The organism is Candidatus Bathyarchaeota archaeon (assembly GCA_026014805.1).
Taxonomy (GTDB): Archaea; Thermoproteota; Bathyarchaeia; order Bathyarchaeales; family SOJC01; genus JAGLZW01.
Window position 1 is genome coordinate 1 of record JAOZHR010000015.1, and the last position, 21,474, is coordinate 21,474.

The 21,474-nt window shown below is 41.5% G+C and carries 25 protein-coding genes and 1 tRNA gene; 14 read left to right on the top strand and 12 right to left on the bottom strand.

Annotated features, from left to right (window positions below; translation table 11 throughout):
- Positions 1-220: 220 nt before the first annotated feature.
- A complete protein-coding gene (locus NWE91_03600; protein ID MCW3985481.1) occupies positions 221-2,083 on the top strand; it encodes a B12-binding domain-containing radical SAM protein in 1,863 nt (620 codons plus the stop codon).
- 126 nt (positions 2,084-2,209) lie between these two features.
- On the opposite strand, the gene NWE91_03605 is transcribed toward NWE91_03600, so the two are convergent.
- Both NWE91_03605 and NWE91_03610 read right to left on the bottom strand, forming a co-directional pair.
- A tRNA-Arg gene (locus NWE91_03605) sits at positions 2,210-2,328 on the bottom strand.
- A 45-nt stretch (positions 2,329-2,373) separates the two neighbouring features.
- The gene (locus NWE91_03610) at positions 2,374-2,874 is read right to left on the bottom strand and encodes a hypothetical protein (protein ID MCW3985482.1); all 501 of its coding nucleotides are present in this window, start codon (positions 2,872-2,874) and stop codon (positions 2,374-2,376) included.
- Between the two features lie 127 nt (positions 2,875-3,001).
- On the opposite strand from NWE91_03610, the gene NWE91_03615 reads away from it, so the two are divergent.
- Positions 3,002-4,117, top strand: coding sequence for a fructose-1,6-bisphosphatase (locus tag NWE91_03615; GenBank protein ID MCW3985483.1), 1,116 nt, complete (start codon positions 3,002-3,004; stop codon positions 4,115-4,117).
- A gap of 40 nt (positions 4,118-4,157) precedes the next feature.
- Here the strand turns inward: NWE91_03615 and NWE91_03620 are convergent, their stop codons facing one another.
- On the bottom strand, positions 4,158-4,655 hold the full coding sequence (locus tag NWE91_03620) for a DUF5752 family protein (GenBank protein MCW3985484.1): 498 nt from the start codon (positions 4,653-4,655) through the stop codon (positions 4,158-4,160).
- A 355-nt stretch (positions 4,656-5,010) separates the two neighbouring features.
- On the opposite strand from NWE91_03620, the gene NWE91_03625 reads away from it, so the two are divergent.
- The 3 genes from NWE91_03625 (at position 5,011) to galT (ending at position 7,794) form a co-directional block, all read left to right on the top strand.
- Positions 5,011-5,322 carry a hypothetical protein gene (locus NWE91_03625; protein MCW3985485.1) on the top strand — a complete coding sequence of 104 codons (312 nt, stop codon included), beginning with the start codon at positions 5,011-5,013 and terminating at the stop codon, positions 5,320-5,322.
- 117 nt (positions 5,323-5,439) lie between these two features.
- Positions 5,440-6,711: a glycosyltransferase family 4 protein gene (locus NWE91_03630; GenBank protein MCW3985486.1), complete on the top strand. Its 1,272-nt coding sequence runs from the start codon at positions 5,440-5,442 to the stop codon at positions 6,709-6,711.
- 45 nt (positions 6,712-6,756) lie between these two features.
- Positions 6,757-7,794, top strand: a complete 1,038-nt coding sequence (gene galT / locus NWE91_03635) for a galactose-1-phosphate uridylyltransferase (GenBank protein MCW3985487.1) — start codon at positions 6,757-6,759, stop codon at positions 7,792-7,794.
- Between the two features lie 2 nt (positions 7,795-7,796).
- On the opposite strand, the gene NWE91_03640 is transcribed toward galT, so the two are convergent.
- Both NWE91_03640 and NWE91_03645 read right to left on the bottom strand, forming a co-directional pair.
- Entirely contained in the window at positions 7,797-8,429 is a 633-nt protein-coding gene (locus NWE91_03640) for an isoprenylcysteine carboxylmethyltransferase family protein (protein ID MCW3985488.1), read from the bottom strand.
- Positions 8,430-8,462: 33 nt separating this feature from the next.
- Complete coding sequence (locus NWE91_03645) at positions 8,463-9,353, bottom strand: RimK family alpha-L-glutamate ligase (GenBank protein ID MCW3985489.1); 891 nt, start codon at positions 9,351-9,353, stop codon at positions 8,463-8,465.
- A 243-nt stretch (positions 9,354-9,596) separates the two neighbouring features.
- On the opposite strand from NWE91_03645, the gene NWE91_03650 reads away from it, so the two are divergent.
- On the top strand, positions 9,597-9,824 hold the full coding sequence (locus NWE91_03650) for a hypothetical protein (GenBank protein MCW3985490.1): 228 nt from the start codon (positions 9,597-9,599) through the stop codon (positions 9,822-9,824).
- A gap of 113 nt (positions 9,825-9,937) precedes the next feature.
- On the opposite strand, the gene NWE91_03655 is transcribed toward NWE91_03650, so the two are convergent.
- Positions 9,938-10,345: an NDP-sugar synthase gene (locus tag NWE91_03655; protein MCW3985491.1), complete on the bottom strand. Its 408-nt coding sequence runs from the start codon at positions 10,343-10,345 to the stop codon at positions 9,938-9,940.
- Between the two features lie 28 nt (positions 10,346-10,373).
- Positions 10,374-10,586 carry a hypothetical protein gene (locus NWE91_03660; GenBank protein ID MCW3985492.1) on the bottom strand — a complete coding sequence of 71 codons (213 nt, stop codon included), beginning with the start codon at positions 10,584-10,586 and terminating at the stop codon, positions 10,374-10,376.
- Between the two features lie 352 nt (positions 10,587-10,938).
- On the opposite strand from NWE91_03660, the gene NWE91_03665 reads away from it, so the two are divergent.
- Complete coding sequence (locus tag NWE91_03665; protein ID MCW3985493.1) at positions 10,939-11,697, top strand: peptidylprolyl isomerase; 759 nt, start codon at positions 10,939-10,941, stop codon at positions 11,695-11,697.
- Positions 11,698-11,714: 17 nt separating this feature from the next.
- Here the strand turns inward: NWE91_03665 and NWE91_03670 are convergent, their stop codons facing one another.
- Positions 11,715-12,749, bottom strand: a complete 1,035-nt coding sequence (locus NWE91_03670; protein ID MCW3985494.1) for an NAD(P)-dependent glycerol-1-phosphate dehydrogenase — start codon at positions 12,747-12,749, stop codon at positions 11,715-11,717.
- 167 nt (positions 12,750-12,916) lie between these two features.
- Between NWE91_03670 and psmB the strand changes: the two genes are divergently transcribed.
- Positions 12,917-13,573 carry an archaeal proteasome endopeptidase complex subunit beta gene (psmB, locus tag NWE91_03675; protein ID MCW3985495.1) on the top strand — a complete coding sequence of 219 codons (657 nt, stop codon included), beginning with the start codon at positions 12,917-12,919 and terminating at the stop codon, positions 13,571-13,573.
- Positions 13,570-15,486 (top strand): beta-CASP ribonuclease aCPSF1, encoded by a 1,917-nt coding sequence (locus tag NWE91_03680; protein ID MCW3985496.1) that lies wholly within the window; start codon positions 13,570-13,572, stop codon positions 15,484-15,486. The genes psmB and NWE91_03680 overlap by 4 nt, the downstream gene beginning before the upstream one ends.
- On the opposite strand, the gene NWE91_03685 is transcribed toward NWE91_03680, so the two are convergent.
- Positions 15,473-15,853, bottom strand: a complete 381-nt coding sequence (locus NWE91_03685) for a cell division protein SepF (GenBank protein MCW3985497.1) — start codon at positions 15,851-15,853, stop codon at positions 15,473-15,475. The two genes, NWE91_03680 and NWE91_03685, sit on opposite strands and share 14 nt — an antisense overlap.
- A gap of 454 nt (positions 15,854-16,307) precedes the next feature.
- On the opposite strand from NWE91_03685, the gene NWE91_03690 reads away from it, so the two are divergent.
- Positions 16,308-17,069 carry an orotidine 5'-phosphate decarboxylase gene (locus tag NWE91_03690; GenBank protein MCW3985498.1) on the top strand — a complete coding sequence of 254 codons (762 nt, stop codon included), beginning with the start codon at positions 16,308-16,310 and terminating at the stop codon, positions 17,067-17,069.
- Between the two features lie 14 nt (positions 17,070-17,083).
- Here NWE91_03690 and NWE91_03695 read toward each other — a convergent pair whose 3' ends face one another.
- Positions 17,084-17,239 carry a ribbon-helix-helix domain-containing protein gene (locus tag NWE91_03695; GenBank protein MCW3985499.1) on the bottom strand — a complete coding sequence of 52 codons (156 nt, stop codon included), beginning with the start codon at positions 17,237-17,239 and terminating at the stop codon, positions 17,084-17,086.
- A 178-nt stretch (positions 17,240-17,417) separates the two neighbouring features.
- Positions 17,418-17,771, bottom strand: a complete 354-nt coding sequence (locus NWE91_03700) for a hypothetical protein (protein MCW3985500.1) — start codon at positions 17,769-17,771, stop codon at positions 17,418-17,420.
- A 259-nt stretch (positions 17,772-18,030) separates the two neighbouring features.
- On the opposite strand from NWE91_03700, the gene NWE91_03705 reads away from it, so the two are divergent.
- From NWE91_03705 to NWE91_03715, 3 genes are read left to right on the top strand one after another with little or no spacing between them, the layout of a single operon-like run.
- Positions 18,031-18,465 carry a hypothetical protein gene (locus NWE91_03705; GenBank protein ID MCW3985501.1) on the top strand — a complete coding sequence of 145 codons (435 nt, stop codon included), beginning with the start codon at positions 18,031-18,033 and terminating at the stop codon, positions 18,463-18,465.
- A gap of 12 nt (positions 18,466-18,477) precedes the next feature.
- On the top strand, positions 18,478-19,677 hold the full coding sequence (locus NWE91_03710) for a GMP synthase (GenBank protein MCW3985502.1): 1,200 nt from the start codon (positions 18,478-18,480) through the stop codon (positions 19,675-19,677).
- A 54-nt stretch (positions 19,678-19,731) separates the two neighbouring features.
- Positions 19,732-20,058: an arcadin 1 gene (locus NWE91_03715; GenBank protein ID MCW3985503.1), complete on the top strand. Its 327-nt coding sequence runs from the start codon at positions 19,732-19,734 to the stop codon at positions 20,056-20,058.
- Here NWE91_03715 and NWE91_03720 read toward each other — a convergent pair.
- A complete protein-coding gene (locus NWE91_03720; GenBank protein MCW3985504.1) occupies positions 20,055-20,381 on the bottom strand; it encodes a hypothetical protein in 327 nt (108 codons plus the stop codon). The two genes, NWE91_03715 and NWE91_03720, sit on opposite strands and share 4 nt — an antisense overlap.
- 815 nt (positions 20,382-21,196) lie before the next feature.
- Between NWE91_03720 and NWE91_03725 the strand changes: the two genes are divergently transcribed.
- Complete coding sequence (locus NWE91_03725) at positions 21,197-21,472, top strand: acylphosphatase (protein ID MCW3985505.1); 276 nt, start codon at positions 21,197-21,199, stop codon at positions 21,470-21,472.
- The last annotated feature ends 2 nt before the right edge of the window (positions 21,473-21,474 follow it).

Here is a 21,474-nt window from a genome sequence, read left to right on the forward strand (position 1 = left end):
ATTACACCTGCATGCATTAGTTTTAGAGGATAGCAACATTAACACAACATTGAACCCTTTATCATAACCTCTAAAATTGCAGATAGAAGATGCTGCGAGCGGCAGCTGAAAAACCATTTGTGGCTGTGCTGAAACGAAACAATTATTATAAACCGTTGAAACACCTTGTGGAACACAATTATTGGATATGATGAGAATGGTTTTTAGGAGAATTTTATTGGTGAAACCAGAAGGAAGAACGGGATTAGGGTTTGCGTTGGCTTTAATTCCAATAGGCTTAGAATATGTGGCAGCGTCGATCGCAGATATCGTTGATGAGATTAATATACTTGACATGTTAACCGAAAAACGCCATTCATTTCCGTATTTCCTAGATTTATTTCATCCCGATTTAATGGGAATCTCGATGTCGGCAACCGAACATAAAAGTGGTTTGAGTATCGCTTCAATCGCCAAAAAGAGGGGGATTGCAACAGTGTTGGGGGGCTATCACCCAACTGCTGTTCCCGATGAATTGCTTTCACATAAACAAGTTGATATGGTAGTTCGTGGTGAAGGGGAATTAACGATGAGAGAATTGGTCCAAAGGGGTTCTCCTGAGGGTGTTCTAGGTATTTCTTACAAAGAGGATAATAAGGTGATTCATAATCCCGATCGTCCATTGATTGAAGACTTGGATTCGCTTCCCTTCCCAGCACGACACCTTAGACGACACAAATACACTAGTCCTCTTACCAAGGATAGGGAGGTAGATGAAATTCACACATCTCGTGGATGTTGGGGGCGTTGCACTTTTTGCTGCGAACCATGTATGAGCAGAAGTCGCCAACGTTATCGTTCTCCGGAAAACGTAGTAGAAGAAATCGATCAGATATATAATGTGATACACAAAATGAAGCCTATGACTATCCTCATAGGAGACCCCAATTTTATGGGTGATGCCACGAGAGTTGACCGTTTTTGTGATTTACTAAGCGAATCAAATTTTGACATAGTGTTTCATACCATGGTTCGGGCAGATTCAATTGCCAGGCGCCCTGAAGTCGTTAGAAAAATGTGTGACAATAACATTATTCATTTTTGCATGGGAATCGAAAGCCCGAATTTAAAAGATCTAACTATAACGCACAAAGGAATAGATCCTAAAATACAAAAAAAGGCCATACAGGTAATTCGAGATTCCGGTGGTATCGCTGCAGGCACTTTCGTAATAGGTTTGCCAGATCAGAGCGAAGAAGAGATAAAGCAATTTCCAACATACGCTAGCAAAATAGGTCTGATGAGCGCGGCATTCGGTATCGCAACACCATTTCCCGGGACTGAGTTCTATGAGTCTTTGGAAAGAGAGGGTTCAATCTTTGAACGCGATTGGACCAAATACGATGAAAATAACTCTGTATTTAAAATATCGAAAATAAGCAAACAACGAATTGAGGAACTGAGAACTTACTGTATAGGAAAGTTTTGGACCCCAGACACTTTCTTTGACAGGCTTGCAGTCACTCAAAAAAGAGACGCTAGAAAAACGTCGCTGTCTAAGTTCATAATGGACAGAATCGTTCAGTTGGTATTCTTGGCTAAAGCAGGTTTTACTCAACAAGTATCTTCCAAAAATATGGCTACTCATTTTAAGGTCTTCATAGAATCAATGGCAGATCCCCGCGTTGAAGAACGCACAAGGAAAATAAGAATGGATCAAGGCATAGATATGACGAGGTTCCTTGCCATATTAGGTCCACAAACAATCCAATTAACTATAAGATACAAAAACAGACCGCTTACCAGTTACATCATGAAAACCACAAGAAACACCGTAGAATATATAAGAATCATACTTGAAAAACAAGACAAAGCAACAATAAATCTTGACCTCAATTTCGATTTCAATCAATTGAGGGGTAACAGCAATTATTCCTTCAAACTGATAAAAGATTCTGTTCAGAATTATATGTATCACATCTTTAAACCATCAACTGTCGATGATTGGCGCGAGAAGTTGAATATGATTAAGTTCACCCTCGCTATCTGCGTAGAAATCATTTCAACTATAAGGCCTAAAATCTTTCAAAGACTGCCGTTTTAAGGTAGTTCCATCTGCCAATCTCTATTGCTCACACAGTCAGTTTCTCAATGATGCGCGCGCGCAAAACGCTGAATCGTCATGAAAAAAAGCAATCAGTTTGAGGTTAATGGATTCGCTCGCTATACTTGGCGGGCCCGTGGGGATTTGAACCCCAGATCTCCGGCTTTCACCCATTTTATTAGACCGGAGGCTTACACATCACTGCTAGTGGTTCGGTGCCTTTATCCTGACTGGGCTACGGGCCCTCACTACAGAAGTCATATTTATGGAGATAAAGCTATTATGTTGTTTTAGGCTTCGATTAGTTCTTCGTTCAGCCACCACGCTTTCTTTTTTCCCCTTTTCTCTCCCGCAATGTATTGCACTAATGGTTTTCCAAGTTGTTTATTAGATAATTTCTGAACTTTTCGCAATCTGTTGAGGATGAGCCACCGGTTTGTTTTCAAATGTTCGGCTAGTTCTGGGGTTGTTGCACCTTTGTAGCGCAGCAGGTAGTCTATAATTTTATGGTCTGTTTCGTCGATGCAGAAGGTGTGGGGGTTGATTTTTCCTCGCTCATACGTAAGTATTTCAAGTTTCGCAAGATATTTTTTTATTTCGGAAAATTCCGCTTCTAGCTTACCAACTCGTTTTTCAAGACCCAAAATTTTGTCTGGTCTCGGAACTGTTTGAAGTTTTTCTATAATAGCTTCTCGAATGAAGGCACTTCTTTTGCCATCAGATACCCGTAGAACGAATTCTTTGTAGACTTCTTCAGGGATCTTTGCAGAGACTATTGTAGGTTTTCCCATAATTTTTCCTCATATCTAGTTAGAACACAAATAAAAAATATTAACTGCATAAAATGACAAAATTCTGGAAAAGTTTAAAAAGCCAAAAAGAAAAATTAACTAAATCTGGGAATGGATATAAGAACTTATGAAAACAACAATATCGATTATAAAATGTGATGTGGGTTCTTTAGTGGGACATCACGTTGTTCCTGAGCCACTATTTGAAATAGCGAAGACCAATCTTGAAAAAGCAAAGGAGAAAGGACTTATCAACGGCTCTTATGTGTTCAACGCCGGGGATGACCTTGAACTTCTAATGGTTCACGAAAAAGGTGAAAAAAACCGAGAAATCCACGCATTAGCTTGGGACATCTTTCAGAAAGCTGCAGATAAAGCTAAAGACTTAAAGCTGTACGGGGCAGGACAAGATTTGCTGAAAACAGCGTTCAGCGGCAACATTCGCGGTATGGGTCCGGGCGTGGCAGAGATGGAAATTGAAGAAAGAGGTTCGGATCCAATCATCGTATTTGCTGCTGACAAGGCCTCGGCAGGCTCATTCAATTTTCCCTTGTTTCGCATATTCGCTGATCCTATGAACACAGCTGGACTTGTAATTGACCCAAACATGTTTGGTGGTTTCAAGTTCGAAGTTTTAGATACAAGAGAAAACAAGAAAGTGGTTTTGAAATGCCCTGAGGAGATGTATGAATTGGTTGGTCTCGTTGGAACGAGCACACGTTATAGTGTTTCGCGTGTTTGGCTGGCTAGAGAAAATCTTTTGTGTGCAGTAACTAGCACTACGAGACTATCGCTTATTGCAGGGAAATATGTTGGAAAGGATGATCCAGTTGCCATCGTGAGGGCTCAGCACGGATTACCTGCTGTTGGCGAAATTCTAGTGCCATTTCTTCACACATATTTTGTTGAGGGATGGATGCGAGGAAGCCATTGGGGACCCCTCATGCCTGTGAGCTTAAAAAATAGTAAGTGCACAGTCTTTGATGGTCCACCGAGAATGGTTGCTATTGGCTTTCAAGTTTGTAATGGTGGAATTGCGAGTGATAATAATGGTGCACCAATGATAAGAGATATTTTTGATGATCCAGCGTTTGACATGGCGCGTCGAGAGGCTGTGGAGATGGCGGGAGTACTTCGCAGGATGGGTGAGTTTGAACCAGCACGTTTGAGTGCTGAAGCTATGGAGTACACAACGCTACCTCAGATAGTGGAGAAACTGAAAGATCGCTTCAAGCCAGCTTAGTTCTTTCTTCTAAAAAGCTCTTGCGGCGCTAAGTAGACTTTCAAAGGTTCATAAGCTCGTCGCAGCGAGTCTTAGCGGCTTTGTAGACTAGTCTTCGGAGCTCCTGTCCTGACACTTCTGTTTCTCTAATTACCCCTATTTTTTTTGCCAGTTCTTGGTCACCGATGCTTTCAAGCCATCGTTCAAAATCCTTTCGAGAAAGATGGAATTCTACCGAGTCTATGTCAACATTTTTTATTTTTTCGCAGAAATCTGGAAGGCTATTGGCCAACCGGCCTGAATATTGGTTGATTCCTGTGTAAAAGTAGAATGCCTTTTCAGGAGCTAATGGGCTTAAGAGGGAGGCTGCTACTTCTTTGCTGACTTTGGGTTCCAGAACTTCTCTGCCGAGATTGGTTATCTGGTAGTAACCTTTTTCTGGAGAAGAAACATATCCTGCCTTTTTTAGTCCAAGGATGTGCATCATGCAGGAGGAGAAATTGAGTTCAACTTTTCTAGCTATGTCTTTAGGCTTTCGAGGCCGACTTTCTTCCGCCATTACTTCTAAAATTGTTTTTTAATAGGGTTTAAACGCATTAATCTATTACTCTCCATCTTTTATTATCTATTGTCCGTTTTGCCTTTTCAGATTTTTGTTTTTTTAAGAGAAACACTTCGCATGCATTTATTTTTTTTATGTATCTTCTGAAAGCACACCAGATAAAGAAGTAAAAATATTAAAAACTTTAATGATACCAAATAGCAGTTCAACCAACCAAAGAGGAAGAAAGCAACATGCCACAAGAAACACTTGTGAAGCTTATTAAAGAGCAGATTAAGATGGAGAAGAACTTCGTAACAATCACCAATAGCAAATTAAGAATGTACATAATGTAGCAGCCAAGTTATTACTTTTGGAAACCCAGAAAGATTCTGAGAAGCATGCCATGATTCTAGAAGGCATATTAGACGTGATCAGCCAAAAAGATGCTAAACCCTTATGGGATACTCTGCAGGACAGTTATATCGACAAACTAGTTCTTAAAAAGAACCTGGAACGACACATCAAGACTGAGATAGCGATGCTTGGACTCATAAAGAGAGAGATAAAAGAAACGAAAGATGAAGGTGTACGATTGCTGCTGGAACATATTGCTAGTGACGAGGAAAAACATCACAAGATACTGCAAACAGTCGTAAAGCAGACCTACATAATTAACCCATAAACTCCCCCAACCTCTTTTTCATGCTTCGCATCTACTGATTTTTTAGGAAACGCAAATAAGCAATAATGCCATAAGCCATAGAAACAGCATCGAGACAAACGAGGACGATGAGAACTAATGAGATTGGCTGTGATGGTTTACGAATACCCACCTAAGATAGTTGGAGGTTTAGGTACGTATGCGGCAGAAATAACGAGGAAATTTGTACTTTTAGAGAATGACGTATCGGTATTCACCATGAATGATGATGAAGGAGCTCTTCCTACTAGAGAGTTATGGCGTGGAATTGAAATCCACCGCCCTCTTCACATAGATGTCTCAGATTCTCTGCCAGATGTGATTGCCGAGGACGTTAGAAGATGGGGGAGGGGGGGAGGAATACAATTCTTCTCAAAAATTCTTGTTTACAATTATCTTAGCGCTTCCAAGATAGTTAATGAGCTTGTCAAGAAAGAAGGTTTCAAATATGATATTTTGATTGCACATGATTGGCTCTCAGTGATTGCTGGTATTACAGCTAAGAGAGAGCTTGGACTGCCTTTAGTATTTCATGTTCACTCAACAGAGAAAGGGCGAACTCTAGGCAACGGGTCAGAAGTTGTCAGCAGCATTGAGCATCGAGGCGGACAAATGGCTGATTTGGTGGTTACTGTTTCAAATGCAATGAAAGAAGAGTTAGCTGAATTAGGCTTTCCGAAAGAGAAAATTAGAGTTTGCTATAACGGAGTTGACCCACAAAAATATTCTCCCGAGCAAGTGGATGAGGAGAAGAAAAAAGAGATACGTGAAAGTTATGGGATTAACGATGACAATCAAATGATACTTTTTATCGGAAGACTTGTCTGGATCAAAGGTGTTGACAAGCTTATCATGGCTATGCCCCATGTATTGCAGAAGGTCCCAAACGCGAAATTGGTAATTGTTGGTTTAGGAGACATGGAAGGGCATCTGAAAAATATGGTTAGAGGCCTTAAACTTGAAGACGCTGTAAAGTTTCGTTTTGAATTTGTTCCTGAAGAAGAACGAATTGCCCACTATGCAGCCTGCGATTTAGCTGTATTTCCCAGTCTTTACGAACCGTTTGGAATCGTTGCACTGGAAGCCATGAGCATGGAGAAACCAGTTGTTGTAGGAGCCAGCGGAGTTAGCGGCATGAGAGAAATTGTGTTGGCTGATGGTCCTGGCCAATGTGGCTTTCACATTAATCCTAATGACCCCATAGATATTGCTTGGGGAATCGTTAGCTCTTTTCAAAATAATGACAGAAAACTCGAGTTGGGCAAAAACGGCAGAAAACGTGTCTTGACAGAATTCACTTGGGACGCGATAGCTAAGAAAACTTTAGAGATTTATGATGAACTCATGAAGAAAGAAGAGAAAAAAGATTAAGCAACTTTTCTCCAAAGATCTAGACCACACGCAGGATGTTATCGTTTGCTGAATGACATTCGAAAAGACTACCTCCTCAACCGTTGGGTTGTTGTCGCCACCCACAGAAGACGTAGGCCGACAGATTTTGCCAAAAAAGAACCAACTGCTCAAAGTTTTGACAAGAGTTTATGTCCCTTCTGTCCTGGAAATGAGCGAAAAACACCGCCCGCTGTGCTTGTCTATTTGAAAGGAGAAAAGGGAGTGGTAAAAGAAAAGGATACAAATGGCTCACGCCACAAAAATTGGCTGATTCGCTGCGTACCGAACTTGTATTCCGCTTTTTCTCCTCCTAGGAAAGGAGAAAGCTTCGAATCGGGTAAAGCAGTGGGGCATCATGAGGTGCTTATTGAATCACCCAATCACTACGAGCATCCAGGCGCAGCAAAATTTTCTCAGCTAGTCCACGTGATTAATGGATACGTAGACCGTTTGAAGGTGCTTTCTTCCAAACCTTATGTGGAATACATTTCGATTTTCCGAAATCACGGTTTAACTGCTGGGGCTTCATTATCACATGCTCACAGCCAAATAATTGCGATGCCGACAACACCAACTATTCTAAGAGATGAGCTAAGGGCGAGCAAAGAGTTTTATGAAGCGCACGGAAAATGTGTTTTCTGCGACATAATTGAGAGAGAAAAGAGTGGCCCTCGGTTTATTTGGCAAAATGAAAGTTTTGTTGCTTTGGCACCTTGGGCAGGAATTCATCCCTTCGAGTTTTGGATAATACCAAAAAGACATCAGGCAACAATGTTGGATTTAAAGCGAGGAACTGTAGAAGACTTGGCTGAGGCTTTGAAAATTTGTCTGAGCGGACTAGATGCACTTCTAAATGACCCTCCCTACAATTATGGTTTTCACATAACACCATCAAACAAAGCGGCAGACAAGTTTTATCATTGGCACTTGGAGGTTTATCCGAAACTGTCTATCTGGGCTGGGTTTGAGAAGAGCACTGGGACATATATTAACGTGGTGCCACCAGAATACGCTGCACAAAATCTAAAACACACGATAGAAAAGCGACAGTTCAATGATTAAAGTCAACCCTGCTGTTTCCTTCTAGGAAGGAATTTGCCAGTTGCACCTTGATATTCCAAGTATGCCTCACCAAATCTTCTCGTCAACAATTCCTCTTCTACAATTGTCATGCGTACATAGCCTGGAATTGCGATAAACGGGATCACTGCAATCAAGTTGAGAAGAATAAAGAATAAACCGGCGAATAAGATGAAATAAGCAAGATATGAAGGATGACGCACGTAACGATAAGGCCCCCAAGTCACAAGCTTTTGATTTTCAGGCATTTCCCAAGTAGCGTATCTGCCTCTAGCCAAGACGCTCCAGAGGAATAGCGCATATCCGAAAGTAGTGATAAAAATGCCTACCAACTGCACCCATGAGCGAAGAGGGAATTGTAGTTGAAAGAAAAAACCACTCAAGATTCCGTAACGCCCTGTGAGAACTAGAATAATGTAGAGAGTTGATTCTAGAAAAAAGATCAAGGTTCCAAGAGCCGCCAAGATGAAAATCGATCCACTTGGCTGCCTCACTTCAGCTCTGTACCTGCCTCTTTTTTTGCTGGCGCTGAATCGTTTCAAATTACAAAGATTTACACATACAAAAATAGTGAGACAGAGTGCCAGAAAAACCGCTATTGCCCAGTCAGGGAGCATAAATTACAGCGCGCGCTATCTACTACCACATCTTTAGTCATCATACTCATCTTTCTTCTTCACCTCAGCCAACACATAATCAGTAACGCAATCTGCAATATTCACATTAGTAACAGACTGTAGCCCGTGCCACCCAGGCTGACTATTTAGCTCAATAATAAGCGGCCCGTTCTTGCCTTCCAAAATATCAACGCCCGCAACTTTGCAACCAACAACTCTAGCTGATTTGACTGCTAAACCCTCCAACTCCCTGCTAATCCGAATCGGTACTGGTCGAGCACCTTGACTTACGTTTGTCTTCCACGAATCTCCAACTCTCCGCATAGCAGCAACAACATGGTCGCCAACCACAAAAGCACGAATATCAGAATCTCCATGGGGAATAAATTCCTGGAGATAAAGAACTCCATGATGAAACCTTACAGAGTCAAAAATTCGCGTAGCGACATCCAAATCAAAAATTCGTGTGGAACCAACTCCTCGCGAACCGAAAAGAGGCTTCAAGACAATATCACCTCCTAATTCATGAAAACCCTTCAAAGCTTCCTCTAAATTTTCAGTTACCACAGTTCGCGGCACAGGCAACGCACATTCCTCTAATAGTGCCAACGCATAATACTTATCCACACACCGCTCAATCGCTCCAGCTGGATTAACAACCAAAACCCCACGCCGCTCAAGAGTATGCAATAAATCCATTCGAAAAATAATTTCCTCAAGCGAACCACGACCAATGGTACGGATAATTAAAGCCGCTAAATCCCTAGCCATATTAACATTGTTCACGCCTACAGCAGGCAGGTAACCAACTCTCGCTGCAAGACTGGAAAAGCTAAAAAATACGGGCGGCAAACCCCGTCTTTCAAGAGACGCCCCTAACTGCTTAGTTCCCCACCCCTCAACATTCTTTCCAAGAATACCCACTATCAAACAAACCAGACCTCGCTTAACACAACACGTAATAAAATAAAAAGCATACACATTATCCGAGATCGTCTAGAAACGGAACGTTTATATTCCGATTCTTATATAGTAATACTTGCTATATGTCTCATGAAAGACATATTGTAGATTTGAAGAACGAAAGAACTGTTCAACACACAAACAGCCGTGCAAGAAATGAAGTGTCCATATCTCTCAAGCGCTTCAAAAAAAGAGTGCGTGAAAATGTTAGTAGAGAATATGGATGGAGAGCTTTCTGACTTTGATCTGAAACATTTTTGTGACGGCAACCCGGTTTACTGTTACTACTTCAGGCTACCTGCTCTCCAAGCAGCGGAGGAACTTTCGAAAACTGAAGTAGCACTTGAAATGTTGCCTAGAGAAATCCCAATACCAACAACTTTGATGAAGGACGTTTCTTTGAAAACAGAAAAACATCCTTTACAAGAATAGCGGCTCTTAAATGATTAAGGGACGATTTCTCCCGCAACGTATTCTAAGCACCTTTCCCCGCGCATGTGCATAGGAATCGTGCCTGTTTCTTGTCCTCCATTTTGAGATTTAGTTTAAGCTTCAAATAAACTGAGGGCGTTCATGTAGTCATTGAATGTGTCAATAGTTATCCAGGAGCCGTGATATTCAAAGCCTTTCAAGGCGTTTTGCCTTGCCAGTTTTGGCAGCACCCGTTCTTCAAAGTTTCCTGTGCTAGGGAAGTGTTTTAGTACGATACTCTTTTTCATAGAGTAGTGTCCAGCATTTACATAGAAGTCAAGCTGCGGTTTTTCTTCAAATTCTTTGATGTATCTGTTTTTAATTTTGACTTTCCCATAGGGCAATGTGGGTTTCGCCAGTAATAAAACTATTGAGTTGTCTGATTCTGCAAGGAGTTCATTTGGATTGAAATCAAATGCAAGGTCATCGACATTACATACGTAAAATGTTTTACTTTGGATTAGCTGACACGCTTTTTTCAAGGCACCTCCTGTACCAAGGCTGGTGTTTTCAATTGACATTATTATGTTGGCGATTTTTGTTTGTTTGAATTTTTTTATAGATGTCAGTTTTCAGCATGATATATCCGAGAAGGTCTTTGCTTAGTGCAAGGACAATCTTTTTGAAACAATTCTTTGTGAGCCAGTTGACTTGTTTTTCAATGAGGGTTTGGTCACCGAGATTTAGTAGTGGTTTAGGTATTTGGGCTTCTGGTCTCAGCATCAAGTTTGTCCACCGCAGAGTATTATTGCTTCTTTTATCTTTGGCATCTAATCTATCTCGATTATTTCTTAGTTTAGTGTAATTATAAATTCTTAGTGCTGATGTTTAAAGAAATCGAGTTTTGATTTATGTTTGTTGGCCTAAGTAGACTCCCAAGAGGTTCTGAAAGTGGAGACTTGGGATGTGCACCTCTTCTAGACCTCTGTAGACTAAAGGTCATCTACATAAATCAGAACTCGCTAATTTGCGAGTCAATACCAAGCAACGCTTAAAAGCTGTATAAACAGCAATACTACACTCACAATAAGACAAGTCAAAAAGCTGTAACAATAAAACTAAGAGATGAGTTAAAATGCCATTCAAGAAAGGAGACTTCCTAATAATTGAATATGTAGCAAAGGTCAAGGAAACAGGAGAAGCATTTGACACTACTTTGGAAAATATAGCAAAAAAAGAACGAATATACAAGGAAGGAGAAATTTATGAGCCTAAACTTATTGTCATTGGTGAAGGATGGGTACTCAAAGCATTGGACGACAGCCTGCCATCTCTTCAACTAAACAAGCCAAAAACAATCGAAATCCCACCAGACAAGGCCTTTGGCCTCAGAGATCCAGAAAAGCTAAAGATGGTTCCATTAAGGAGACTTAGAGATAAAGGGATAACGCCACAGCTTGGAATGCGTATCGAATATGAAAAGAAATCAGCTACGATAAGAACAGTTGGAGCCGGTAGAGTGCAACTAGACTTCAATCCACCACTTGCAGGTAAAACTCTAGTCTACGAAGTTACGGCAAGGAAAAAACTTGGAACGAATAAGGAGAAAATGTACGCGCTAATTCACCGAAGGATACTTTTGGCCGATATCGCACGGTTCGGGTTGGACATTGAAAAAACTGAGGTAAGAATTCAGGTTCCAGAAGAGGCATTCTATCTAGAAGGCCTGCAGCTGGCAAAAAGAGGCGTTGTCACTGACATACAACGCTTTTTCCCCAAAATCACCAAAATAGATTTTGTTGAAACATTCAAAAGTCCTAAAGCAACAGAGACATTAAAAGAAACAACAAAGAAAAAGCGGACGAAAAGAGCAAAGAGACAAAGAACCAAATAAGATAGTTTCATTTCTTTTCATATTACTCCAGTGTTCTTTGCAAGCGCCTTAGCTGATTTTTTGGTCAACCTTTTTTGGTCCAAAATAGTATACCGCTCGGGCCTAATGGTTCTTGCCTTCACTAAAGATTCTATCAAATCCTCGGACTCAACTCCAAGTTCTTCAGCAGTTGTTGGAGCACCAACCTTTTCCAACTTCGATTTAATCCGACGCCAATTCAACTCGTGCAAACTAGCCATCATTATAGTGCCAACGCCAACCTGTTCTCCATGCATTGCAGGCTTAGAAGCAACTAGGTCTAAAACGTGGCTAAACAAATGTTCTGAACCGCTACTGGGTCTACTATTTCCTGCTATGCTCATAGCGACACCGCAGCTTATGAGCGCTTCCAAGAGAACTCTCAGTCCCTCCTCATTCCCTGGTCTAATGGACTCCGCGTTTTTTGCAACGAGCTTTGCGCTCATTAGCGCCAAGCTTGCAGCGTATTCACCATAATATTCATTTTTCACTTTGTGTGCGAGATGCCAGTCGCGAACGGCGGTGAATTTGGCGATGACGTCACTACATCCACTTGCTGTGTAGCGATGAGAAGCTTGAATAATGATATTTGTGTCCGCAATTATGGCCATAGGAGCCTGTGCCATAACGGAGTAGGGCTTTTCTGACCCCTTGATTGAAGCGAGAGGACTTGCAATACCGTCATGGGACGCACTGGTAGGTACGCTTATAAAAGGTGTACCTTGCTGTGCGGCACTAAGCTTCGCAACATCAATTTTTGTGCCGCCTCCAACTCCCAGAACCACTTGAGGCTTTGTTTCGTTTACCCTAGCTCTTACAGCAGCTACTTCTTCCACGGTAGAAGAGGACACGAACAAACGATTGACACCAATTCCGGAATCCTCAAGTAAGTTGATAACTGTATGTCCTGCAATTTTGAATGTCTGGACGCCTGTTACAACAAAAGCTGACTTTAGGAATCCGAGTTTTTTACAAATAGGCACCACCTGCTCTATAGTTCCGTTTCCGATTAGAACTTCTCTTGGGAGTTGCATTTGATGAAGCTTCATGGTCAAAGGAGATCACTCCACTTGCAAAGTACGTCATCTATACTAGTGTCCACGAAATCTTTTTAAATCAGTCGATACGTATACCGATAGCGATTAACTTCCTTTGGAAGATAACTGTAAAGAGCGCACTCGATTTTAAAGGAGACATGGAAATGCGTGAAATATCAAATCAACTAGTCCTTAAAGGCACCACTACTGTGGGTATTGTTTGTAGTGATGGCGTAATTCTGTCCTCAGATACTCGCGTAACACTGGGCACCTTTATAGCCCACAAAAAGGGAAAGAAAATATACAGAATTGATGAACACATTGCTATGACTATATCAGGAAGCGTTGCAGACGCTCAGCGTGTTGTTGATGTGCTTATGGCAAATGCACAGCTATATAAAATGAGCTTTAGAAGACCTATTCCCATAAAAGCAGCTTCTAGACTGGTCGCAAATCTCCTGTTTTCATCTCGCTATGTACCTTTGATTGCCCAAGTCCTCATCGGAGGAATCGACGACACAGGCGCTCACGTGTTCTCGCTGGATCCTTTAGGTAGCTTGACAGAGGAGAAATGCGTCGCTACAGGTTCCGGTTCTCCAGTAGCTTATGGTGTTCTTGAAGACAAATATGAGGAAGAGATGTCTATGAAGGACTTGTTGCCAATTGTTGTTCACGCTGTGAAGGCAGCTATGAAAAGAAACATAGCGACTGGCGACAGCTTTGATGTCGCAATAATCAATGAAGAAGGCTACCGCGAACTGGGTGAAGAAGAGAAAAAAAACATAGCGGAGACGGTGTCAGAGACGAGGAGAAAAGTGTGACAACAGCTGGGAAGAGCAAAGTAGAAATAAGTCAGATTGTCTTGCAGCATATACCTAAAGAAGCAGAAGTTACCAGAATAGAGTTTGAAGGGCCAGCATTAGCAGTTTATACGAAAAAGCCAGAAATTTTGTTTGAGCAAAGCTCCATCATTGCAGATATAGTTGGTTTGATTCGCAAAAGGATCGTCGTGAGACCAGACCCCTCAGTAAGGTTACCCGAAAAAGAAACAACAAAGATAATAAAAAAAGTGGTTCCAAAAGAAGCTGAAATTACAAGCATAAATTTTGACCCAAGCCTTGGCGAAGTTATAATCGATGCAAAGAAACCCGGTTTAGTCATAGGAAAGAACGGGGCAGTATTGCAAGAGATTGTAAAAGAAACAAGATGGCGACCCAGAATCTTAAGAAGCTCGCCCATTCCTTCAAAAATAATCTCTCATATGCGTCACTACCTTCATTCGGAAAGCAAAGAACGTGAAAGAGTGCTGCGCACCATTGGCGAAAGAATTTTTCGACCGTCAATTTGTGAAGTGGGCGACGTAAGAATTTCAGCTCTAGGTGGATTCCGAGAGGTCGGTCGTTCTGCAATTTTGCTGCAAACAAGAGAAAGCCATGTGCTTTTAGACTGCGGCATTAACCCGGGCTCATCAAACTCTCTCGATGCTTTCCCGCGGCTTGACATGCCCCAATTCGACATAGATGTACTTGACGCCGTAATCGTGAGCCATGCTCATCTTGACCACTGCGGTTTTCTTCCCTATCTATTTAAATACGGTTATGATGGGCCAGTTTACTGTTCTGCCCCAACATCGAATCTGATGACCCTGCTTCAACTGGATTATTTAGATGTTGCAAGCAAGCAAGGGGTAGTGGCGCCTTATGATCAAAAAGACGTCCGTGGATGTGTTCTACATACTTTACCGTTGCGTTATGGCGCCGTAACTGACATTTCGCCTGACATTCGTTTGACTCTGCATAATTCCGGTCACATTTTAGGCTCCTCAATAATTCATTTGCATATTGGAGAAGGCTTGCACAATCTTGTGTATACTGGTGACTATAAATATGCAAAAACCACTCTTCTGGAAGCGGCTGTCACAGAGTTTCCCAGAGTAGAGACAATAATAACTGAAAGCACGTATGGCGCTCCGCAGGATTTGATGCCTTCAAGAATTGATGCTGAAGAAAAGCTTTCGTCGACAATAAATGCGACATTAGAACGTGGCGGAAAGGTTATGATTCCAGTGCCTGCGGTTGGTAGAGCTCAGGAAATTTTGTTGATTATTGATGGTTACATGAAAAGAGGCTTAATGAAAGAGGCGCCAGTTTTCATTGAGGGAATGATTTCAGAAGCGACAGCGATTCACACTGCTTATCCAGAATATTTGGCAAGGGAAGTTCGAAACAGCATTCTACACGAGGGGATAAACCCATTCCAATCCGATTACTTCACTCTAGTGGAGCATCCAAGCGCTCGGGACGAGATAGTGGAAGGAGAACCAAGCATCATCATGGCAACTGCAGGAATGCTCGAGGGGGGACCAATTATCGATTATTTCAAGCGATTAGCTTCTGATAAACTTAACACAGTGATATTTGTTAGCTATCAGATACAAGGCACTTTAGGACGTCGAATCCAAAAAGGACTAACAGAGACTCCCATTATGAACAATGAGGGAAGAATGGAAGTAATTAAAGTCGAACTTCAGGTTGAATCTATTGAAGGCTTTTCAGGGCATTCAGATAGAAGACAAATTGTCAATTATATTCGTCGTGTTACACCAAGAGCTGAGAAAGTCATAGTTTGTCACGGTGAAAAGACGAAGTGCTTAAGCCTTTCAAACTTCCTTAAGAGAAGATTTAGGATTGATGCAATTGCACCTGAGACTTTGGAAACTGTTAGGCTGCGGTAGGAACTTGCTCTTCTGGTGCAACGGTTTTTTCTCGCCAGATTCGCACTCCGGAAGGAGTGATGACTATTCTTTCTTCTCCTAATCGGGCTATGTCGCCGCCTACTGTTTTAACGAATTCGCATAACTCGTTTATTGCTCTTTTAATGTCTTCGATACTCTTGTCGGCTAAGGGACTCACTTTTAATATAAGGATTTTGCCTGATTTGACTTCGCGTTTTACTGTGTTCAAGTCGGAAAGCTTTCGCAGGGGCATTGCCTTCAGGTAGATTTTGGAAGTCTGATTTTCTGAAGCTCTGCTTGCTTTAGAAATTTCTGATTTTTCGCCACTGCGACGAACGATTTTTCCAATTTTTCCCAAGCTTGGCAAAAGGGCACCCCACTACACTATTGTAGAGCTTTCCAACTTTTAACATTTCTTTTTAAATTACTTCTTTACGCGTAATCTATTGTTTTACTTTGGTTTTATAATACTTGTGTCTCTAAAATCAATGTTTTCTTAAGACTGGAATACAGTCGTTGTTTTGTGAGCGTCCCTCCTAGATTTTCCTAGGTTTTGCAAGTGTTAGAGAGCATAAAATTACATGATTGAATACAACTTCCTGGGCTCACCATTCTGAATGTGGAACATTTTATCGATTTCTCCCTAAACATCGCCAAGACAATTGTTGAAGCAGTAAACTTGGCACTCTCATACAAGAACCAAAAATCTAATGGTAATGTAAACAGCGCAGAAGCTTTTTCAACTGAGTCTTGACCGAAAAGCATTTTTCTGAACTGCTACAAGATAGATAAGGCGCTTTGGTTTGTCTTTCAGGTTTGAAATGGAACAAGCTGTAAAGAGAACTGGCTCAAATATTGTACTAGCTCTAGATTTGCCTCCAGATAAACCTGAAAAATTATTTATTAAAGCAAAGGGAATTTTGAAAGCAGTGCACTCATATATTTGCGCGGTGAAACTTAACCGGCACCTAATTTTACCATTGGGCTTGTTCGGTGACGTACAAGAATTGTTAAGGCAAGCAAGAGGTTACAGACTACCTGTTATCATGGACTGCAAAATAAATGACATTGGTAACACAAACCAAACGATAGCTGAATGCTATTTCAAAGCAGGCTTTGATGCTGTGACTGCAAACCCCTTTGTTGGATGGAAAGAAGGCTTGCAGCCTGTTTTTAGAACAGCGAAACAAATGAATCGAGGTGTGATATTGCTAATTTACATGAGCCACAAAGCAGCATGGGAAGGCTACGGACAAGCAATATCTATTGAAAAAGGTAGAGTTATTCCTCAGTACAGAATTTTTGCCCAGAAAGCGCTGAAATGGGATGCTGACGGTGTAGTTGTCGGTGCCACATACCCCGAAAAAATCAGCGAAACATATTCGATTCTTGGAGAAAAAGTACCTATCTACTCACCTGGCATAGGCGCGCAAGGCGGAAACATTAAGAATGCTCTTAGAAACGGAGCAAAGTATCTCATTGTCGGCAGAACGATAACACTTGCTGTAAATCCTTCACGAGTTGCTGAAGATTTGAAAAATACTGCTCAAAAGCCTAACGAAAATCATGTAGCGAGCACTTAATAACATGTAACCTATTAGGGCCTCTCTTCCCTTGTCCAAAGCTCCTTTTTCAATAAGTCTCTAACTGCTGAACGGATGGCTGAGCTTCGGCTGGGATACATGTTGGCTCTCACAAGTTCGTCTAATCCTTCTAAATAAGCTTCAGGCAATAAAACTGTTACTAACTTCACACAGACCACCTTTGCATGTTACGTACATGTTATGCGGCAATATAGAATTTTCCCTATGCATTTTCGATGTTCCGCTAAATTTCCGCTTTCCAAAACATATGAATCGCTCTCTCCTTCAGCGTGCACATTCTTCGGTCAGAAGCATGACATTTCCTTGTGTTATTACTCCTTTGTACAGTTAGATTGCTTCTTGCCTGATTTCATGCAATTCTCTAAGGATGCTGGGAAAAATTCTGTTAACGTCTTCAAGGTACAACGCAGAGTTCTTTATTTTTCTTTGAATCAAACCTGCAGCCAAGAAAGACCAGCCCAAGACGTCGTCAATTACTATAGGGAATGGAAAAGCGATAAGTGTCAACCCAATTTTTATCAAATTGCCTCGGTTACTTTCTTTGCAGAGTCGTTTAATGAACTCCAGAATATCCCCATTTCCTTGAACAGCGATATTTATTATGGCCATGTTCTCTTTCCAATCTTCACCCAATTCCCTCAATGTATCAGTTGTTTTTTTTAGTCCCTCTATCTCTTTCAAAAACTCTGTCTCCTTAGACGTTTCTCTTAAAAGACTAGAGGCTTTAAGAACAAAAATTTTAGCATCAAAAATCGATGACTCCCGACTTTCTTTATGCTTTTTGAAAACGAATATCACCCAAAATCTTAGCAAAAAGACGCGCTCTTGCTATTAGTTTTTGAGAGAAATATGGCAAAAATGGAAGCCTGCTGGAGATGTTGGCACTAGGTTAGTCTTTTATAGTTTTCGAGTTGTTTATTCTATTCTGAGAGTGTTCCAGTTGTCCAAATACGCGTGTATTCTTCTTACAAAGGAAAAGTGGTGGAATAGACGCATTGTTCAAAGTCGTGCAGGCAAAAGTGTTCAGGCTTTTGTCCGCAAAAACGCTGTAGGCCCAATAGACACAACATTATTGCTTTTCTATGTTGTCCACCCAATACGAGAGGTTAGAGGAATCGGTGACTTCGAAGAACGTGTCGTTGGGGAGATCGAAGCGTTGTGGAAAGACTACAACGAAGAGACTGTTTTCAAATCGCATGATGAATACTTGGATTTCATTCAGGGGCGAACCAAGACAACCTTCATCAGGTTTAAAAATCTGCGTGAGCTGTATCCTCCTATTCATCTCAAAAAACTGCTCCAAGTTATTGGACTCTCTAGATTACCCCGAAGTGGCAAATATTTAAGCAAAGAGACCATAAATAAGCTGATGTGAGGTTGCTCTTTATTGCAGATTTTTAATCCACAAGAATTCGTAAAAAGACAGGTGGAAGAGATACAGAAGCTTGTTGGAAATGAACGCGCGCTAATCGCTGTTTCAGGTGGTGTTGATAGTACAACAAGCGCCGTCTTAACCTACAAAGCAATTGGCAATAACATTCTATGTGTGATGCTGGATGACGCCTTTATGCGAGAAGGCGAGACAGAACGTATCGCCCAGCTAGTATCACAACCATCAATAAATCTGCCGATAAGAATATTGAATGTTCAGGAAAGATTCTTGAAGGCACTTGAAGGTCTACAAGACGCTGAAGAAAAACGCAAGATGTTCCGTGAGACATTTTACAAGATATTAGGCGAAACTGCTAAAGAAGAAAGATGCAATGTGCTTGTTCAAGGAACTATAAAAGCTGATGTAATTGAAACAACGGGTGGCGTGAAAACCCAGCACAATGTACTTGAGCAAATGGGAATAAACACGGTTGAACGTTATGGTTTCAAAGTGGTTGAACCTCTCGCGTCTCTCTACAAAGAGCAAGTTCGCGTAGTGGCACGCCACTTAGGAGTTCCCTCAGAAATTGCTGAAAGGCAGCCTTTTCCAGGTCCAGGCCTGTCTGTACGAGTTGTAGGTGAGATTAAAAGAGATAAGCTAGATTCAGCGAAAAAAGCAACGGCTATTGTTGAAGAAAAATTCGCGAAGCACAAGCCTAGCCAATATTTTGCTGCAATCATTGATAACAAAACGGTTTCCTATCCTAGGAGCATGCACATTAAAGAGATTGCTGCCCGTTTTCTTAATGTTCCTTCAAGGCATTTGTCAATCAAGATTTTCGAGGCGAAAGCTACTGGCATAAGAGGTGGCAAGAGGATGTATGGTGGAATTACCGCGTTGAAAGCCCAAACTGCGAATGGCAGCCTTCATAGTCCGTCTATAGCCCACCTTGTTGCCCTCCAAGCTAAGGTAACTATGGAGCATCAATTCTTCACGCGAGTACTATATACAATTAAAGAAACGTCTCAGAAACGACCTTATGTTGTCATTTTGAGGGCGATTCAAACGCACGACTTTCTCACAGCAGAAGTAGCTGAAATTTCTTGGGCAACGCTGAACGAGACAGCAGACGAAATACTAAAGGCTTGTTCGAACATTTCTGCGGTTTATTATGATGTGACACCCAAGCCTCCTGCAACAGTCGAAATGGAGTAATGCAGAAACGCATAAAGCCTAATGCTGCACGATATTAAGAAATGAGGTTTCAAAGTGGTTCTTGTTAGAGTTCAACGCATTGAATCAATCCGCGACCCGGAAGGTACTCTAGGAAAGCGTATAGAGCTTGTAGAGGAACGTAAGATACCGCGGTTCGCTATTCAACCAGCCACGGAAGAAGCAAGGATGGTGCAAAGCGTAGTTCAAGCATTACAGCAACAGCTTCCTGTACAAACTATGCGAACAGGATTTAACCTGCCAAAAATCATCCTGTTCTTAACAGAGCAAGAATATGACCAGTTAAACATCAAATTCGATGTTAATCAAACCTATGAAGTCGAGCTTTCAAATCAAAGCATAAAGTTCAACAAGGTACTCTAGGCAGAGATACATATTCCCTTTCTTATTGTCCGCAGACTTGAATGGCGTGGATGAAAAGAAAGCACAAACATCATGTTTTTAATGGCACGATAGACATCTTCTTCCTTCCAGCTTTTGCCCCAGTCACAATACACAGGAATTTCATCACCCGCATCGCTTTTGTAATAGACATAAATGGAGAGCAGTCTGCTCCTTGGGGAAAGTTCTGTTTCAAGTTTCAGAGAGCTTGCAACCTTTGCAACTGCAGAACCAACAACCCTTAAGCGTTCACGGCTTGGTATACTAGAAGCGTAGATCATGAATTTTCCATTGTTTTCCAGCATTTTTTTCACGTAGGAAGACTTTCTGTCAAAGTTCTTTTAAGGAACGCGGAGCAACGTCACCAGACAAAGTGGAGAGAGGATAGTGAAACTATTAGGACGCAGAATGCGAATTTTGGCAGAGTGTATATGCGCTTAGCCAAGAAGAATTATTTTATGATATGGAGAAGAGATAAAAACAATAAGGTATAGGGGTAGCCTATTAGAATCAGACCACTGATTACTCTAATTTCGGATCGATATCTGTACGTGCTTCTAGCCAGCTTCGAAATTGAGCCAGCAAAAACTCCAATGCCAATGAAGGGAACAATTGCCGCTATGCAAAACACAAAGAGAGTGAATAAGAAAGTTTCAGGAAGCAGTAAAGGCATTATGGAGATGAAAATAGGTGCAATACATGGGTCAAGAAAATAAAAGATGAATCCAAGAAGAAAGAGCCCAGAAGCAGAAATGACGCCAATTGAATGGCTAGAGCAAAGAGAACTATCCTTTTTTCCCAATTTGACCGGCAATAGCTCCTGCGGGAAGCCTAAGAAATATGGAAAAGAAAGAGGGCAATGCCATCAGAAGACCCAAATCAAAAAAGGAGAAGCCAAGATCATCAACATGCAAAGGAAAAACAGGTGTAAAAGCTAGCTAACCCGTCCATAGAAAGAAGCTGGTTCCAAATATTGCATATAATTCTCGCAGTTCCTCTGCATCCGTCAATTATATCTTATTGTCCAGAATCGGAGAATCGCTTAGATATAAGTTATCAAAAGAGTAATCATTGGGGATACTCTGTAATTCCTTCATATTAAGAGAATGGAGGATTTCAGATGAAAGTTAGAGCACGCGTGTTCGTCAATGGACGAGTTCAAGGGGTTTTCTTCCGATCAGAAGCACATCGAAAAGCCCGTAGATACAACGTGACAGGCTGGGTTAGAAACCTTCCAGATGGAAGAGTTGAGGTGGTTTTGGAAGGGGAAAAAGAAAGCGTTGAGAAACTAATAGAGTTTTGTAGAAGGGGACCGCCCGGCGCAAGAGTAACTAGAACCGAAGTAATTTTGGAGACTTATACTGGAGAGTTTGGGGACTTCCGAATAGTATGGTAGCA